Source organism: Micromonospora sp. NPDC047707, from assembly GCF_040704235.1.
Lineage (GTDB): Bacteria > Actinomycetota > Actinomycetes > Mycobacteriales > Micromonosporaceae > Micromonospora.
In genome coordinates this window covers 1-14,644 of the sequence record NZ_JBEYSU010000041.1, presented here as the reverse complement: position 1 = coordinate 14,644, position 14,644 = coordinate 1, and the positions used below count along the sequence as shown (strand labels likewise).

Below are 14,644 nucleotides of genomic sequence, written 5' to 3'. Positions count from 1 at the left end.
GTTACCGCGCTGTCGCTCTCTGCTTGGCGGACTGGGGAAGTCATGCCTCGACGTTGGGTCACCGCCGTCGCCTGCCTGCTCGCGCTGGCCGCACTCGCCTGCGAGGAAGGAGGCGAGGCGGCACCTCGCCCCACCCGCGGGTCCGCGGCCCCCGGCGCGGGCGGGATCGCGGCCCTCGGCGACTCGATCACCACCGGTTTCGGCTCCTGCCTGGTGCTCACCTCGTGCCAGCGCAACTCCTGGTCGACCGGGGACAGCCTGCGGGTGGACAGCCACTACCGCCGGCTGCTCGACCAGGAGCCGGCGCTGCGCGGCCGGGCGTACAACCACGCGCGGCCGGGCGCACGGGCCGAGGCGCTGGCCGGGCAGGCCGAACGGGCGGCCCGGGACAAGCCGGACCGGGTGACCGTGCTCATCGGCGCGAACGACGTCTGCCGGGGCGGTGTGGAGGCGATGACCCCGGTGAAGCGCTTCCGCGCCGACATCGACCGGGGGCTGCGGGTGCTGCGCAGCGAGCGACCCAAGGCGCGGGTGCTGGTGGTGAGCCTCCCCGACCTGTACCGGCTGTGGGAGGTCGGGCACACCGACGAGCGGGCCGTACGGGCCTGGCGCCGGGGGATCTGCCCCGCGCTGCTGGCGAACCCCACCTCGACCGACCCACTGGACCGCGCCCGGCGGGCCGCCGTGCGGGAGCGGATCGCCGACTACAACGCGCAGCTCGCCGCCGCCTGCAAGGCGTACGGCTCCCGCTGCCGGTACGACGGCGGGGCCGCCCACCGGGTGCGGTTCAACCTCGACCTGGTGAACCCGCTGGACTGGTTCCACCCCAACGCCGCCGGGCAGGACAAGCTGGCCGAGGTCACCTGGCGGGCGTGGGGGCGGGCGACCTGAGGGCGGCCGGGCTCACCCCTGACGCTGTTCCGGCAGCCCACCGCCGCCGTGCTGCCGGTACAGGGCGCGCGACCGCGCCGCGAGGTCCTTGGTGGCGGAGGAGTTGGCCCAGGTGCCGAGGATGATGGCCGCGCCCGGCACCACCTTCGCGAACATCCGCTTCGCCGCCCGCACCCCGGCCATCTGGGCCAGCCGGACGCCGAGCCGCAGCATCACGCGGCCGAGCGGGGCCTGCCCGCCGGACCCGAACAGCGCCCCGGCGCGTTCCCGGCCGGCGGCCACGCCGAGCGCCAGGCGGGCACTCTGGGCCACCTTGTGCACCTTCTGCAGCACCAGCAGGTCGGTGGCCCGGTCGGGGTGGGCGGCGTCCACGCCGTACGCGGCGGCGACGTGCAGCACCATCCGGGCCTGCGTCCAGGCCAGCACGCCCACGTCGATCACCGCACCGGGCAGCCCGGCCGCACCGGAGACCGCGCCGGATAGCCGTGCGTGGTTGACGAACTTGCGGACCGCCTGCTCGGCCAGCACCTCGGCGGACACCCCGGGCTGCTCGGCCCGGGCCCGCTCCGCCCACTGCGCCGCCTCCGGGCCGAGCCGGCGTACCGCCTCCAGGGCGAGGTGCTCCGGGGCGTACTGCGGGTCCGCCCGCATCCGGTCCCAGAGCCCGGCGGGCGGCGGGGTCGGGGCCGCGGGCGGCTGCGGCGGGAGGGCGACGGGCTGGCCGTCGGTGGGCACGGCATCGGTCACGAGGGTCTCCCGAGGGGTTGCCTGAGGTGGGACGTCGTGGGTCAGCGGCGGTGCTGGAGCTTGGCGGCGAGGCCCTTCAGCTTCTGCTGCGTGGACGGCTTGGCCAGCTCCCGGCGGCCACGGTCGATCAACTGCTGCCCCTTGGGCGAGCGCAGGAACGTGCTGATCCGCTGCATGAGAGACATCTCGTCCTCCTCGTCGTGCTGCCTGTATACATGTGTACCGCGCAGCGACAACGTCTGTACCCCGGTTGCCACACCGAGAACCGTCCACTGTGGCGGGAGCGTACCGTCCGGACCGGCAATGATCACCACCTCGTCCGTTCGGCGGATACCCGCGTCCGCCATCCGGTCGCCATCCGGGCCGTGGACGGCCGCCAGGCGGCAACCCGGGAGGGGTACGGAGGAATGCATCACGATGGCGGGTACGTTCCCCCAACCGGGTGCCGTCCGCGAGCGGCCACCCGTACGCACGTCCCAGGGAGGTCCGCACCGGTGCTCGACCCACACGAGCTCTACGAACTCGCCGACGATCTGCCCGACCTCGGTCAGCCGGTCCTGATCCAGGCGCTGTCCGGCTTCGTCGACGCCGGCAACGCCACCCGGCTCGCCCGCGAGCAACTGCTCACGTCGCTCGACGCGCGGCCGATCGCCCGGTTCGACCTGGACCAGCTCTTCGACTACCGCTCACGCCGGCCGGTGATGACCTTCGTCGAGGACCACTGGGAGTCGTACGACGCCCCGGCGCTGGAGCTGCACCTGCTCCACGACGACGACGAGACCCCGTTCCTACTGCTCACCGGCCCCGAGCCGGACCTGCAGTGGGAGCGGTTCGTGGCCGCCGTGGCCGGGCTCGCCGCGCGGCTGGACGTCCGGCTGACGGTCGGCCTGAACGCCATTCCGATGGCGGTCCCCCACACCCGCCCCACCGGTGTCACCGCGCACGCCACCCGACGCGACCTCATCGCCGGCTACGAGCCGTGGCTCCAACGGGTGCAGGTGCCGGGCAGCGTGGGCCACCTGCTGGAGTACCGGCTCGGCGAGCAGGGCCGCGACGCGCTCGGCTTCGCCGCGCACGTGCCGCACTACGTGGCCCAGACCGAGTACCCGGCGGCCGCCGAGGTGCTCCTCGCCTCGGTCTCCCGCAGCACCGGGCTGCTCCTGCCCCGCGACGGCCTGCGGGCCGCCGCCGAGGTGGTCCGGGTCGAGATCGACCGGCAGGTCGCCCAGACCGAGGACGCCGCCGCGCTGGTCCAGGCCCTCGAGGAGCAGTACGACGCGTTCGCCCGCGGTCGCGGCGAGAAGAACCTGCTCGCCCCCGAGCCCGGCTCCCTGCCGACCGCCGACGAGCTCGGCGCCGAACTGGAACGCTTCCTGGCCGAGCAGTCCCGCCCCAACGACGGCCCCGGCAGCTGAGGTGCAAGGAAGGGCCCCTTCTTAACACCTGCCGCCCCGGCCCGCCGCTCGGCCGCCCACACGCCCCGGCCCGCCGCCCGGCCGCCCACACGCCCCGGCCGGCCGCCCACGCGGCCCCGGCCCGCGACACGCGCCCGGCCGGGCGGCGGGCCGGCGGCGGATCAGGCAGGCTGGAGGCATGCGCCTGGCGACGTGGAACGTCAACTCCGTGAAGGCCCGCCTGCCCCGCCTGCTCGACTGGCTGGCCGGCACGAAGCCCGACGTCGTCTGCCTCCAGGAGACGAAGTGCCCGGACGGGGCGTTCCCGGTGGCCGAGGTCGGCGACCTGGGCTACACGGCGGCCAGCCACAGCGACGGCCGGTGGAACGGTGTCGCCATCCTGTCCCGGGTCGGCCTGGCCGACGTGACCGTCGGGTTCCCCGGCGAGCCCGGCTTCCCCGACCCGGAGGCCCGTGCCCTCTCCGCCACCTGCGACGGGCTGCGGGTCTGGTCGGTGTACGTCCCCAACGGCCGCACGCCGGAGGACCCGCACTACGCGTACAAGCTGGCCTGGCTCGCGGCCCTGCGGGACGCGCTCGAGGTCGAGCTGACCGGGGCGCTGCCGGTGGCGGTCTGCGGTGACTACAACGTCGCCCCCACCGACGCGGACGTGTGGGACCCGGCGCTGTTCACCCACTCCACCCACGTCACGCCGGCCGAGCGGGCCGCCCTGGCGGCCCTGCGGGACCTGGGCCTCTCGGACGTGGTGCCGACCCCGATGAAGGGCCCCCACCCGTTCACCTACTGGGACTACCGGGCCGGGATGTTCCACCAGAACAAGGGCATGCGGATCGACCTGGTGTACGCCTCGGCGCCGTTCGCGCGCGCGGTCCGCTCGGCGTACGTGGACCGGGAGGCCCGCAAGGGCAAGGGCCCCTCCGACCACGCCCCGATCGTCGTCGACGCCGACCTGGTCCCGGCCGTCGAGTCGTTCTGACCCGCCCGGCCGCGGGCGCCGTCCCGGCCGGCGCGCAGCCGACGGCGTCCGCGCAGCGGCGTCAGCCGGTGTGGCTAGGGTGGAGCCATGGCAGTCGTGAAGATCAACGCGATCGACGTCCCGCCGGGAGCCGGCGAGGAGCTGGAGAAGCGCTTCGCCGCCCGGGCCGGCACGGTGGAGAACTCCCCCGGCTTCCTCGGCTTCGAGCTGCTGCGCCCCGTCGCCGGCGAGAACCGGTACTTCGTCTACACGCGGTGGGAGAGCGAGGAGGCGTACCAGGCGTGGGCGCAGGGGCCGTCCCGGGCCGCGCACGCCGGGGGCAGCGAGGCGCGCAAGCCGGTCGCCACCGGGGCCACACTGCTCGAGTTCGAGGTGGTCCAGCAGGTCGCCGGCAAGGGCTGAGTACCCCTACCGCGCCCCGGCCCCCGCCGCCGCGAGCCGACGCGCGTCGAGCACCACGACGGCACCGGGCTCGGTACGTACGGCACCAGCCTCGGCCAGCACCCGCAGGGCACGGTTGACCGTCACCCGGGACAGGCCCAGTTCCTCGCCCAGCCCCTGCTGGCCGCCGGGCAACTGGATCCGGTGGGTCGGGCCGGTCACGGCTTCGGCGAGCCAGTCCGCGACCCGGGCGACCGGTCGGGGGGCGGCGGCGCGGATCCTTGCCCGCCGGTCGCGGTTCACCTGGGCAGAGATCTGCCGCAGCACGTGCTCCCGCACGGCCGGCAGCTCGTGCAGCAGTTCGCGGAGCACCCGGGCCGGCACCAGCCGGATCCGGCAGGCGTCCGCGGTGGTCCAGGTCGCGGTGTGCGTACCGCCGTCCAGCACGGATGCCTTGTCGACCAGGCGGGGGCCGGTGACCGTGCCGTACCGCACCGGCGACCCGTCCGCCGTGTGATACCCGGCGGTCACCGTACCGCGCTCGAGCACGATCAGGCTGCTGGCCGGCTCCCCGTATCGCGCGACGACCTGCCCGGCGGGCACCTGCCGGAGCGGGTGACGCCGGGCGATCCGCGCCCGGCGCCCCTCGTCCAGCAGCGCGAAGAACGGCACCGCCGCGAGTTCGTGGTCAACCACGCGGCAAGTATCACGCGGTGGCGCCCACCCGGCGAGGGCGGACCGACGGGCGTATCCCGGGATACAGCGGACGGGCGCGGGGCGCACCTAGCGTGGCCGCATGGTCGTACTGGAACTCACCTTCACCGACGACGAACGCCGGCTCGCCGCCCGCCCGGCGCACCGCGAGCGACTCGCCCAACTGCACGCGGCGGGGCACCTGACGGCGGCCGGACCCTGGCTGGACGACTCGGGCGCGCTGCTCGTCTTCCGCGGCGACGAGGCGGCCGTACGGGAGATCATGGCGACCGACCCCTACTACACCACCCCTGGGGTGACGGTCGCGTCGCTCCGCCCGTGGCGACCGGTGGTCGGGGCGGATTGACCAGTTACGGCTTGTTGGAGGAGGCGTACCAGGCTTGGGCCGCCGGCCCCTCCCGCGCCGCCCACGCCACGCCCCCGGGGAGCCTGACCCGCCCTGGGTCAGGAGGCGCGGGAGGTGGTCATCGTGGCGAAGGCGATGACGTTGTCGGCGTAGCCCGTGCGGCCACCCACCCAGTCGCCGCCGCAGGTGATCAGACGCAGGCCGGGCGGGCCGTCGTCCCGGTAGACCCGATCGGCGGGGAGCTGGTCCTTCGGGAAGTGCTCCACCGAGTCGACCCGGAACACCACGACCGAGCCGTCGGCGCGGGTCACCTCGATCATGTCCCCCGTCTTCAGCTTGTAGAGGTTGTAGAAGACCGACGGGCCGCGCCTGGTGTCGACGTGACCGACGATGACCGACCAGCCCGGCTCCCCCGGCGTCGGGCCCCGGTCGTACCAGCCGGTCTCCTCGGCCCGCTCCAGCGGCGGTACGGCGATCGAGCCGTCCCGCGCCTGGCCGACCGGCTCGACCGGCGCGGATACCTGGATGGCGGGGACGGCGAGGCGGACCGGACGGCTCTCGGCCAGGCCGGCCCTTTCGTTGCGCGGCGGCCGGTCGGCGGACGCCGAGGTGGCCCAGTCGAGCGGGCCGACCGTCCGACCGAGGCCGGCGCCGGTCGCGAAGACGCCGACCAGCACCAGCACCACCGCCAGCGGGATCGACCAGGGGTTCCGGCCCGAGGATCTGGCCGGAGTCGAGGCGCGGGAGTTGGCCATGATCCCGGTCAGCGTCGGACGGCGCCGCGGGGCCGACGGGTGGCCATGATCCACACCACCAGACCGGTCACGGTCGCCGCGATGCCGCCCGGCAGCAGCAGGCCGCCGGCCGCGTCACCGGCGGCTCCGCCGAACCCGGTGGCCGGGCCCCGACTCGGCCGGACCGACTTCACGACCTGGAGCATGGTCGACGCGGACTCGCCGTCCGGGCACTCCAGCTTGACCCGGTAGTTGCCGGGCCGGGTGCGCTCCCGCACCATCGGAGCGGCGGTCAGCAGCCCGTGCTGCGGCTGCACCTGAACGCGACCGAACGCGTCGGACCAGACGATCGCCGGGACGGTGTTGTTCCGGCAGCTCGCCCGGATGCCGACCAGGAAGCCCGGCTGGACGGTGCTCGGGCTCACCTCGACGAAGACGGTCGGCGGCTGCGGCTGCGGGGCGCCGGAGGGCGCCGGCGCCGCGACCGGCACGACGCGCGCGGCAACCGGCTCGGCGGCCGACGGGCCGGTGCGCGGGCGGCCGTCGGGAAGCGTGGCGCCGACCACGTTGATGGCAGACCGCGGAGCGGCGGCGGGCAGCAGGATCGCGGCGGCGGGCGCCGCAGCGAGGAGCGGGCCGGCGATCGCAGCCGCGATCGAGAGCGCGAGGCCACCGCGGGTCACCGTCACCACAACCCCCTCCCGGCGCAGCGGCCGGGCACCACAGACGCCCGGCCTGCCGTACGGGTGGATCCTCTCATCCCCCCGTCGTACATCACATCCGGTGCGGCGCGGTCCTCGCGTACGCTCGGATCGCTGTGACCGCCACCGACTTTTCCGCCACCGCCGCCGCGCGGAGCGTCCGCACCTTCCACCCGCGTCGCGGCCGGATGACCGCCCGCCAGACCGCGGCGCTGGAGCGGCTCTGGCCGGTCCACGGCCTGGCCGTCCCGGACGTGCCCGGCACTCCGGTGGACCCGGCCCACCTGTTCCCCCGGCGGGCCCCGCTGGTGCTGGAGATCGGTTCCGGGATGGGCGACACCACCGCGGCGATGGCCGCCGCCGACCCGGATCGAGACTATCTGGCGGTCGAGGTGCACACGCCCGGAATCGCCAACCTCCTCGACCTGGTGGAACGGCACGGGCTGGGCAACGTCCGGGTGGCCCGGGGCGACGCGTTGGACCTGGTCAGCGGCCTGCCCGACGCATCGCTGGACGCGGTGCACGTCTTCTTCCCGGACCCGTGGCCGAAGTCGCGGCACCACAAGCGGCGGATCATCCAGCCGGCCCACGTGGCGCTGCTCCGCTCCCGGCTCGTCCCCGGCGGGACGCTGCACTGCGCGACGGACTGGGCCGAGTACGCCGAGGCGATGCGGGAGACGCTGGACGCCGACCCGGGGCTGGCGAACACCCACGACGGGTTCGCCCCGCGCCCCGCGCACCGGCCGGTGACGAAGTTCGAACGCCGCGCCCTGACCGCCGGCCGCCCCATCGCCGACCTGGTCTACCGCCGCCGGTGAAAGGAAGGGCCCCTTATTAACGCCTGGCGAGGTGGAAGGGCCCCCTGTTAACACCCGGCTGGCCCCGGTTGGCGCGCGACGCCATGATCCAGGCACCATGGACGCGCCATGACACTCACCGCCGCGCTGCCGGCCAGCGCCGACCCCGACACCCTCTACGACGCGTTCGCCGGCTGGGCGAAGGAGCGCGGCCTCGACCTCTACCCCCACCAGGAGGAGGCGGTCATCGAGATCGTCTCCGGCGCTAACGTGATCATGAACACGCCGACCGGCTCCGGGAAGAGCCTGGTCGCGATCGCGGCGCACTTCGCCGCCCTGGCCGACGACCGGACGACCTTCTACACCGCCCCGATCAAGGCCCTGGTGTCGGAGAAGTTCTTCGCCCTCTGCGAGGTGTTCGGCGCCGACAACGTCGGCATGCTCACCGGCGACGCCAGCGTCAACCCGGACGCCCCGGTGATCTGCTGCACGGCGGAGATCCTGGCCAACCTGGCGCTGCGCGAGGGCACCCGCGCCGACGTCGGCCAGGTGATCATGGACGAGTTCCACTTCTACAGCGAGCCGGACCGCGGCTGGGCGTGGCAGGTGCCGCTGATCGAGCTGCCGCAGGCGCAGTTCGTGCTGATGTCCGCGACGCTCGGCGACACCACCCGATTCGTCGACGACCTGACCCGGCGCACCGGCCGGCCGACCGCCGTCGTCCGCTCGGCCGAGCGGCCGGTCCCGCTCCTCTTCTCGTACGCGATGACGCCGCTGCACGAGACACTGGAGGAGCTGCTGGAGACCAAGCAGGCCCCGGTGTACGTCGTGCACTTCACCCAGGCCGCCGCGCTGGAACGCGCACAGGCGCTGATGAGCGTGAACGTCTGCACCCGCGCCGAGAAGGACATGATCGCGACGGCGATCGGGAACTTCCGGTTCACCTCCGGCTTCGGCAGGACCCTGTCCCGGCTGGTGCGGCACGGCATCGGCGTGCACCACGCGGGCATGCTGCCCAAGTACCGCCGCCTCGTCGAGACGCTCGCCCAGGCCGGCCTGCTCAAGGTCATCTGCGGGACGGACACCCTCGGTGTCGGCATCAACGTGCCGATCCGCACCGTGCTGTTCACCGGCCTGTCGAAGTACGACGGGGTACGGACCCGGCTGCTCAAGGCCCGCGAATTCCACCAGATCGCCGGCCGCGCCGGGCGGGCCGGCTTCGACACCCTCGGCCGGGTGGTCGTCCAGGCGCCCGAGCACGTCATCGAGAACGAGAAGGCCCTCGCCAAGGCGGGCGACGACCCGAAGAAGCGCCGCAAGGTGGTCAAGAAGAAGCCGCCGGAGGGCTCGATCGGCTGGGGCGAACCGACGTTCCAGCGCCTGGTCGAGGCCGAGCCCGAGCCGCTGACCTCCAGCTTCCAGGTCAGCCACTCGATGCTGCTCAACGTCATCGGCCGGCCCGGCGACGCGTTCGCGGCGATGCGGCACCTGCTCACCGACAACCACGAGGACCGGGCCGCCCAGCGGCGGCACATCCGCCGGGCCATCGCCATCTACCGGGCCCTGCGCGCCGGTGGCGTGGTCGAGGAACTGCCCGAGCCGGACGAGGCCGGGCGGCGGGTCCGGCTCACCGTCGACCTCCAGCTCGACTTCGCGCTCAACCAGCCCCTGTCGCCGCTCGCCCTCGCGGCCGTCGAGCTGCTCGACCGTGAGTCCCCGTCCTACGCGTTGGACGTCGTCAGCGTGATCGAGTCGATCCTCGACGACCCCCGCCAGGTGCTCTCCGCGCAGCAGTTCAAGGCCCGCGGCGAGGCGGTCGCCGCGATGAAGGCCGAGGGCATCGAGTACGAGGCCCGCCTCGAACTGCTCGACGAGGTGACCTGGCCAAAGCCGCTCGCCGAACTGCTGGAGGGCGCGTACGAGATGTACCGGCAGGGCCATCCCTGGGTCGCCGACCACCAGCTGTCCCCCAAGTCCGTCGTTCGGGACATGTACGAGCGGGCGATGACCTTCACCGAGTACGTCCAGTTCTACGGGCTGTCCCGCTCCGAGGGCCTGGTGTTGCGGTACCTCGCCGACGCGTACAAGGCGCTGCGGCAGACCGTTCCCGAGGACGCCCGGACCGAGGAGCTGGGTGACCTCATCGAGTGGCTGGGCGAGCTGGTCCGCCAGGTCGACTCCAGCCTCATCGACGAGTGGGAGCGGCTGCGCAACCCGTCCGACGTCGAGGAGGTCGCCGCGGCGCTGGACGACCGGCCGGCGGCGGTGACCCGCAACCTGCGGGCGTTCCGGGTGCTGGTGCGCAACGCCCTGTTCCGCCGGGTGGAGCTGGCCGCCCTGCGCCGGTGGGATCTCCTCGGGGAGCTCGACGCCGGGGACGGCTGGGACGCCGACGCGTGGGCGGACGCGCTGGAGCCGTACTTCGAGGCGTACGACTCGATCGGGGTCGGGCCGGACGCGCGCGGGCCGGCGCTGCTGATGATCGAGCAGGGCCGCTCGACGTGGACGGTGCGGCAGATCCTCGACGACCCCGAGGGTGACCACGACTGGGGCATCAGCGCCGAGGTGGACCTCGCGGCCTCCGACGAGGCGGGCGCCGCGGTCGTCCGGATCACCGCGGTGGGACAGCTCTAGATTTCGCGTACGCGGGCCGCCCGGGATGTCCGGGCGGCCCTTTTCGTTCCCTGGGCGATGTCACCCCCGTCGATTAGAATGTATGTACTAATCGAGCTGCTGACCTGGGAGGATGCTCGTGACCGCGCCCACCTCCGCCACCCCGCTCACCCCCTACGCCACGCTCCTCGGCTTCACCAGGTACGTCGACCGCACCGGCCCGACCAAGGCCACCTTCGTCGGTGGCCTGCGCAAGCAGCGGGCGAGCCGGTCCGGCTTCAACCCGCACGGCCAGTTCGTCAAGGCACTCAAGGCCGACATCGCCTTCCACACCGGGGGCACCCATCTCGAACAGGTGGCCGAGTCCGTCAAGTTCCGGTGGCGCCCCCTCTACCAGGCACTCGTGCCGGGAGCGACCGCCTGGCTGCACTCCCTGGGTGAGCCGAGGTCCGTCGACCTGGCGCAGACCCGGGACGCGCTCGCCCTCCTGGGCGACCTGCCCGTCAAGATCAACCCGCACTTCGGCGTACGGCACTCCGACGGTCGCGCCGAGGCGGTCCGCCTGCACTTCGACGAGGCCCCGCCCAGCGACGACGCCGTGCTCGCCACGCTGCACCTGATGGCCCGCCACATGGACGCGGTGCTGCCGCACGCCGAGCCGGTCCTGGTCGACGTCCGCCGTGGAACGGCGCACCACATGCCGCCGGCGGCGAAGCCGGACGAGATCGAACGCTGGCTGGCCGGCGAAGCCGCCGCCTTCCAGTCCCTCTGGACCACCGCCGCCTGACCCGGTCGGACAAGATCCGCGCAAGATCGGGGAAGATGCGGCCTCCTCGACCGTCGAGGCAGCATCTTCCCCGAAGCTGTTCGGCTTGAGCCAGGGTCATCCACAGGGGCAGAGTTGCGCGGCAGCGCTTGGCGGCCCCTCTTCAAGGACGTCCACGCCGACGCCCGCCTCGCCATCCGCACGCGCGGGCGGTGCGGTGAGGGAAGCACAAGATCCGCGCAACTTCGGGGAAGATGCTGCCTCGGTCGTACGCGAGGCAGCATCGTCGGTGAAGTTGCGCGGATCTTGAGGCGACGGGCGGCCGGTCAGGCCGCCAGGTACTTCGCCAGGTCGTCGATGATCTTGTTGGCGGCACCGACGCCGATGCCGGTCATCCAGATCTCGTCGGAGACGACGTGCGCCTTGCCGGCCTTGACCGCGGGCAGGCCCTTCCACAGGGCGCCGCCGGTCACCTTGGCCTGCTCCGCGGCGGCCTTCTCGCCGTACGCGGTCACGAAGATGACGTCACCGTCGACCTCCCCGATCCGCTCCGGGCTCACCCGGTCCATCCGCCGGTCCTCCTTGCCGGTGAGCTGCTGCCGCTCCGGACGACCGAGGCCGGTGTCACCGATGACGATGCCGGAGAACGAGTCCGGCCCGTACACCCGGATCTCGGTCGGCATGAAGCGGACGATGGAGACCTTGCGGGTGGCGGCGTCGCCGAGCTTGGCGCCGAACTCCTTGGCCCGGGTCTCGTACGTCGTGAGCAGGTCACGAGCCTGCTGCTCCTTGCCGAGCGCCTTGCCGTCGAGAAGGAAGTTCTCCTTCCAGGTGATGCCGACCTTCTCGGTGAAGACGGTCGGCGCGATCGCGGCCAGCTCGTCGTAGAACTTCTCCTGGCGGAACTTGCTGCCGAGGATCAGGTCCGGCTTCAGGGCGGTGATCGCCTCCAGGTCGGGCTCGGTGAGCACCCCGACCTCCTTGATGCCGGCGAGCTTCTCCTCGCCGAAGTAGGTCGGCCAGCTCTTCGCCTGACCGGCGGTGGCGGCCCCGACCGGCGTGACGCCGAGCGACAGGGCAGTGTCGATCTTGTCGGTGTCGAGCACGACGACACGCTTGGGCTCGGCGGGCACCTTGGTGGTGCCCATCGCGTGGGTGATCTCCCGGGTCTCCGCGGTGGCGGTGCCGGCGACCGGGTCGCTCTCACCGCAGGCGGTGAGACCGACGCCGAGGGCGAGCGCCGCGGTGAGGGCGGCGGCGAGACGACGCATCAGTGTCCTTTCGAGGGGTACGAGCCGACGCGCGAGGTGGCCGCGTCGTCGGCGGAGGGGCGGGCTGCCGGGGCGGCGCCCGCCACGGTGGGGTGGTCGGAGGTCGACCGGTCACCGGCACGAGCCGTGGTGATCGGTTCAGGGGCCGTGCCGGAGGCCGGCTCGGCGCCGGCGGACGGGGCGGCGCCGGCGTCCTGGCTGCTACCGGTGGCCGAGTCGGCGCCGGAACCGAAAGCCACGCCGGTGCCGTCAGCCGAGCCGGTGCCGTCAGCCGAGCCGGTGCCGGGAGCCAAGTCGGTGCCGGGCAGCGGCGCCAGGGACGGGCTGCTGAGGCCGGGCACCACCAGCGGGGCGCCGGTCACCGGGCAGGGCACGACGACGCAGTCGAGGCCGAAGACGTCGCGGACCAGGTCGGCGGTGAGGATGTCCCGGGGCGGTCCGGCCGCGACGACGGCGCCCGAGCGCATGGCGATCAGGTGGTCGGCGTACCGGGCGGCCTGGTTGAGGTCGTGCAGCACGGCGACGACCGTCCGGCCCCCCTCGGCGCGTAGCCGGTGCAGCAGGTCCAGCACCTCGACCTGGTGCGCGAGGTCGAGGAAGGTGGTCGGCTCGTCGAGCAGCAGCGCCTCGGTGTCCTGGGCGAGCGTCATCGCGATCCAGACCCGCTGGCGCTGCCCGCCGGAGAGGGTGTCGACCGGCCGGTCGGCCAGACCGGCGATGTCGGCGAGGGCCATCGCCCGGTCCACCGCCTCCCGGTCCTCCGCGGACCACTGCCGCCACCACCGCTGGTACGGCTGCCGGCCCCGGCCCACCAGGTCGGCGACCGTCACCCCCTCGGGCACCAGCGGGCTCTGCGGCAGGACCCCGAGCCGGCGCGCGACCTCGCGGGTCGGCAGGTCCCGGATGGCGGCCCCGTCGAGCAGTACCGTTCCTCGGCGCGGCGTGAGCAGGCGGGCCATCGTGCGGAGCAGCGTCGACTTGCCGCAGGCGTTCGGTCCGACGATCACGGTGAACGCGTCGCGGGGCAGGTCGAGGTCGAGCCCGTCCAGCACGGTCCGCTCGTCGTAGCCGGCGACCAGGTCGCGGGTGGAGAGCATCAGACCTCCTTCCGAGGGGCGGCGAGCGACTTTCCGGCATTCGTGACAGCAGTGACAGCCGGCACGTTCACGACGACCTCCGTCGGCCGCGCAGCAGCAGGAACATGAGGTACGGGCCGCCGATGGCGGCGGTCAGCACCCCGGCCGGCAACTGGGTGGGCGCGAACAGCCGCCGGCCGACCAGGTCGGCGAGCACCAGCAGCAGCGCGCCCAGCAGCGCGGCGCACACCAGCGGCGGGCGCTCGGCGCGGACCAGGCGGCGGGCCAGTTGCGGGGCGACCAGCGCGACGAAGTCGACGGCGCCGACCTGGGCGGTGACCATCGCGGCGACCAGCACGCCGGTGCCGGCCAGCCCGAGCCGCCGGGCCACCGGCCGCAGCCCGATGCCGCGGGCGGTGTCGTCGTCCAGGGCGCTGCTGTTGAGCGCCCACCCGGCCCAGGCCAGCACCGGCAGGAGCGCGACCAGCGTGGCGGTGATCCACACCGTCTCCGTCCAGCCCTTGCCGGCGAGGGTGCCGATCAGCCAGATCTGCGCCCGCAGCCCGTCGATCGGGTCGGCGGTGAGCAGGACCACCTCGGTGAGCGCCCGCAGCGCGAACGCCACCGCCACGCCGGCGAGCACGAAGCGCTGGGCGGCCAGCCCGTGCCGGGCGCCGAGCACCAGCAGCAGGCCGGCGGCGACCAGCCCGCCGACCAGGGCGCTCGGCGCCACCAGGACGGCGGCGGCGCCGCTGGTCAGGGCCACCGTGGCCGCGAGGCCGGCGCCCTGGGTGATGCCGATGACGTCCGGGCTCGCCAGTGGGTTGCGGGCCACGCTCTGGATCAGCGTGCCGGCCACCCCGAACGCCGCGCCGGCCACGGCCGCGAGCACCAGCCGGGGCAGCCGCAGGTCGAGGACCACCAGGTCGTACGGGGTGCCGGCGCCGGAGATCGCCCTGAGCACGTCCGGAGCGGCGACGAACGGGGTGCCGACGGACAGGCTGACCACGGCGGCGGCGAGCAGCAGCACGACGAGCACGGCGGCGACGAGCACCGCCCGGCGGCGGATCTGCACGCTGACCGGCCCGGCCTTCAGGAGTGACCGCCCGGGCAGCACGCTGGCGCTCATTGGTGCACCCTTGTCTCACTCGAGCTGATGTTGGTTCGAGTGCACCGGTGACCGTCGGGCCATCGCCCAGCTCGCTCGATCTTTGAG

15 protein-coding genes and 1 pseudogene are annotated in these 14,644 nt (G+C 73.7%); 8 read left to right on the top strand and 8 right to left on the bottom strand.

The annotated features are described in order from the left end of the window. The first annotated feature begins 42 nt into the window (after positions 1–42). The gene (locus AB0873_RS28180) at positions 43–891 is read left to right on the top strand and encodes a GDSL-type esterase/lipase family protein (RefSeq protein WP_155332897.1); all 849 of its coding nucleotides are present in this window, start codon (positions 43–45) and stop codon (positions 889–891) included. Between the two features lie 12 nt (positions 892–903). Here the strand turns inward: AB0873_RS28180 and AB0873_RS28175 are convergent, their stop codons facing one another. Together AB0873_RS28175 and AB0873_RS28170 are read right to left on the bottom strand one after the other, a co-directional pair. Further along, positions 904–1,638 carry an EcsC family protein gene (locus AB0873_RS28175; RefSeq protein WP_366603444.1) on the bottom strand — a complete coding sequence of 245 codons (735 nt, stop codon included), beginning with the start codon at positions 1,636–1,638 and terminating at the stop codon, positions 904–906. Positions 1,639–1,679: 41 nt separating this feature from the next. Then, positions 1,680–1,823: a hypothetical protein gene (locus AB0873_RS28170; RefSeq protein ID WP_196255697.1), complete on the bottom strand. Its 144-nt coding sequence runs from the start codon at positions 1,821–1,823 to the stop codon at positions 1,680–1,682. A 309-nt stretch (positions 1,824–2,132) separates the two neighbouring features. Between AB0873_RS28170 and AB0873_RS28165 the strand changes: the two genes are divergently transcribed. The 3 genes from AB0873_RS28165 (at position 2,133) to AB0873_RS28155 (ending at position 4,431) form a co-directional block, all read left to right on the top strand. Then, positions 2,133–3,053 carry a PAC2 family protein gene (locus tag AB0873_RS28165; protein ID WP_366603442.1) on the top strand — a complete coding sequence of 307 codons (921 nt, stop codon included), beginning with the start codon at positions 2,133–2,135 and terminating at the stop codon, positions 3,051–3,053. Positions 3,054–3,231: 178 nt separating this feature from the next. Beyond that, positions 3,232–4,029, top strand: coding sequence for an exodeoxyribonuclease III (locus AB0873_RS28160; protein WP_155332900.1), 798 nt, complete (start codon positions 3,232–3,234; stop codon positions 4,027–4,029). A gap of 87 nt (positions 4,030–4,116) precedes the next feature. Continuing rightward, a complete protein-coding gene (locus AB0873_RS28155) occupies positions 4,117–4,431 on the top strand; it encodes an antibiotic biosynthesis monooxygenase (RefSeq protein ID WP_366603441.1) in 315 nt (104 codons plus the stop codon). A 6-nt stretch (positions 4,432–4,437) separates the two neighbouring features. Here the strand turns inward: AB0873_RS28155 and AB0873_RS28150 are convergent, their stop codons facing one another. Further along, positions 4,438–5,106 (bottom strand): Crp/Fnr family transcriptional regulator, encoded by a 669-nt coding sequence (locus tag AB0873_RS28150; protein ID WP_366603440.1) that lies wholly within the window; start codon positions 5,104–5,106, stop codon positions 4,438–4,440. A 100-nt stretch (positions 5,107–5,206) separates the two neighbouring features. On the opposite strand from AB0873_RS28150, the gene AB0873_RS28145 reads away from it, so the two are divergent. Next, the gene (locus tag AB0873_RS28145) at positions 5,207–5,470 is read left to right on the top strand and encodes a YciI family protein (RefSeq protein ID WP_366603439.1); all 264 of its coding nucleotides are present in this window, start codon (positions 5,207–5,209) and stop codon (positions 5,468–5,470) included. Positions 5,471–5,568: 98 nt separating this feature from the next. On the opposite strand, the gene AB0873_RS28140 is transcribed toward AB0873_RS28145, so the two are convergent. After that, positions 5,569–6,225 carry a class F sortase gene (locus AB0873_RS28140; RefSeq protein ID WP_366603437.1) on the bottom strand — a complete coding sequence of 219 codons (657 nt, stop codon included), beginning with the start codon at positions 6,223–6,225 and terminating at the stop codon, positions 5,569–5,571. An 8-nt stretch (positions 6,226–6,233) separates the two neighbouring features. Beyond that, complete coding sequence (locus AB0873_RS28135) at positions 6,234–6,896, bottom strand: hypothetical protein (protein ID WP_366603435.1); 663 nt, start codon at positions 6,894–6,896, stop codon at positions 6,234–6,236. Between the two features lie 125 nt (positions 6,897–7,021). Here AB0873_RS28135 and trmB point away from each other — a divergent pair, with 125 nt between their 5' ends. From trmB to AB0873_RS28120, 3 genes are all read left to right on the top strand, one after another. Further along, a complete protein-coding gene (trmB, locus tag AB0873_RS28130; RefSeq protein WP_366603434.1) occupies positions 7,022–7,723 on the top strand; it encodes a tRNA (guanosine(46)-N7)-methyltransferase TrmB in 702 nt (233 codons plus the stop codon). A gap of 108 nt (positions 7,724–7,831) precedes the next feature. Further along, a complete protein-coding gene (locus AB0873_RS28125) occupies positions 7,832–10,336 on the top strand; it encodes a DUF3516 domain-containing protein (RefSeq protein ID WP_366603433.1) in 2,505 nt (834 codons plus the stop codon). Between the two features lie 118 nt (positions 10,337–10,454). Beyond that, positions 10,455–11,102: a hypothetical protein gene (locus tag AB0873_RS28120; RefSeq protein WP_366603431.1), complete on the top strand. Its 648-nt coding sequence runs from the start codon at positions 10,455–10,457 to the stop codon at positions 11,100–11,102. 305 nt (positions 11,103–11,407) lie between these two features. Here AB0873_RS28120 and AB0873_RS28115 read toward each other — a convergent pair whose 3' ends face one another. The 3 genes and pseudogenes from AB0873_RS28115 to AB0873_RS28105 all read right to left on the bottom strand — a co-directional run bounded on the left by AB0873_RS28115 (position 11,408) and on the right by AB0873_RS28105 (position 14,557). After that, positions 11,408–12,352, bottom strand: a complete 945-nt coding sequence (locus tag AB0873_RS28115) for an iron-siderophore ABC transporter substrate-binding protein (protein WP_366603429.1) — start codon at positions 12,350–12,352, stop codon at positions 11,408–11,410. Between the two features lie 335 nt (positions 12,353–12,687). Beyond that, positions 12,688–13,449 (bottom strand): annotated as a pseudogene (locus AB0873_RS28110) (ABC transporter ATP-binding protein); the annotation flags it as partial. Between the two features lie 67 nt (positions 13,450–13,516). After that, positions 13,517–14,557, bottom strand: coding sequence for an iron ABC transporter permease (locus AB0873_RS28105; protein WP_366603428.1), 1,041 nt, complete (start codon positions 14,555–14,557; stop codon positions 13,517–13,519). Positions 14,558–14,644 lie beyond the last annotated feature (87 nt).

What these genes read in the sequence shown, in the direction of transcription:
- AB0873_RS28180 (WP_155332897.1), top strand. Translation starts at nt 43, where the DNA reads ATGCCTCGACGTTGGGTCACCGCCGTCGCCTGCCTGCTCGCGCTGGCC.
- AB0873_RS28170 (WP_196255697.1), bottom strand. Translation starts at nt 1,823, where the DNA reads ATGTCTCTCATGCAGCGGATCAGCACGTTCCTGCGCTCGCCCAAGGGG.
- AB0873_RS28160 (WP_155332900.1), top strand. Translation starts at nt 3,232, where the DNA reads ATGCGCCTGGCGACGTGGAACGTCAACTCCGTGAAGGCCCGCCTGCCC.
- AB0873_RS28155 (WP_366603441.1), top strand. Translation starts at nt 4,117, where the DNA reads ATGGCAGTCGTGAAGATCAACGCGATCGACGTCCCGCCGGGAGCCGGC.
- AB0873_RS28145 (WP_366603439.1), top strand. Translation starts at nt 5,207, where the DNA reads ATGGTCGTACTGGAACTCACCTTCACCGACGACGAACGCCGGCTCGCC.
- AB0873_RS28140 (WP_366603437.1), bottom strand. Translation starts at nt 6,225, where the DNA reads ATGGCCAACTCCCGCGCCTCGACTCCGGCCAGATCCTCGGGCCGGAAC.
- AB0873_RS28125 (WP_366603433.1), top strand. Translation starts at nt 7,832, where the DNA reads ATGACACTCACCGCCGCGCTGCCGGCCAGCGCCGACCCCGACACCCTC.
- AB0873_RS28115 (WP_366603429.1), bottom strand. Translation starts at nt 12,352, where the DNA reads ATGCGTCGTCTCGCCGCCGCCCTCACCGCGGCGCTCGCCCTCGGCGTC.
- AB0873_RS28105 (WP_366603428.1), bottom strand. Translation starts at nt 14,557, where the DNA reads ATGAGCGCCAGCGTGCTGCCCGGGCGGTCACTCCTGAAGGCCGGGCCG.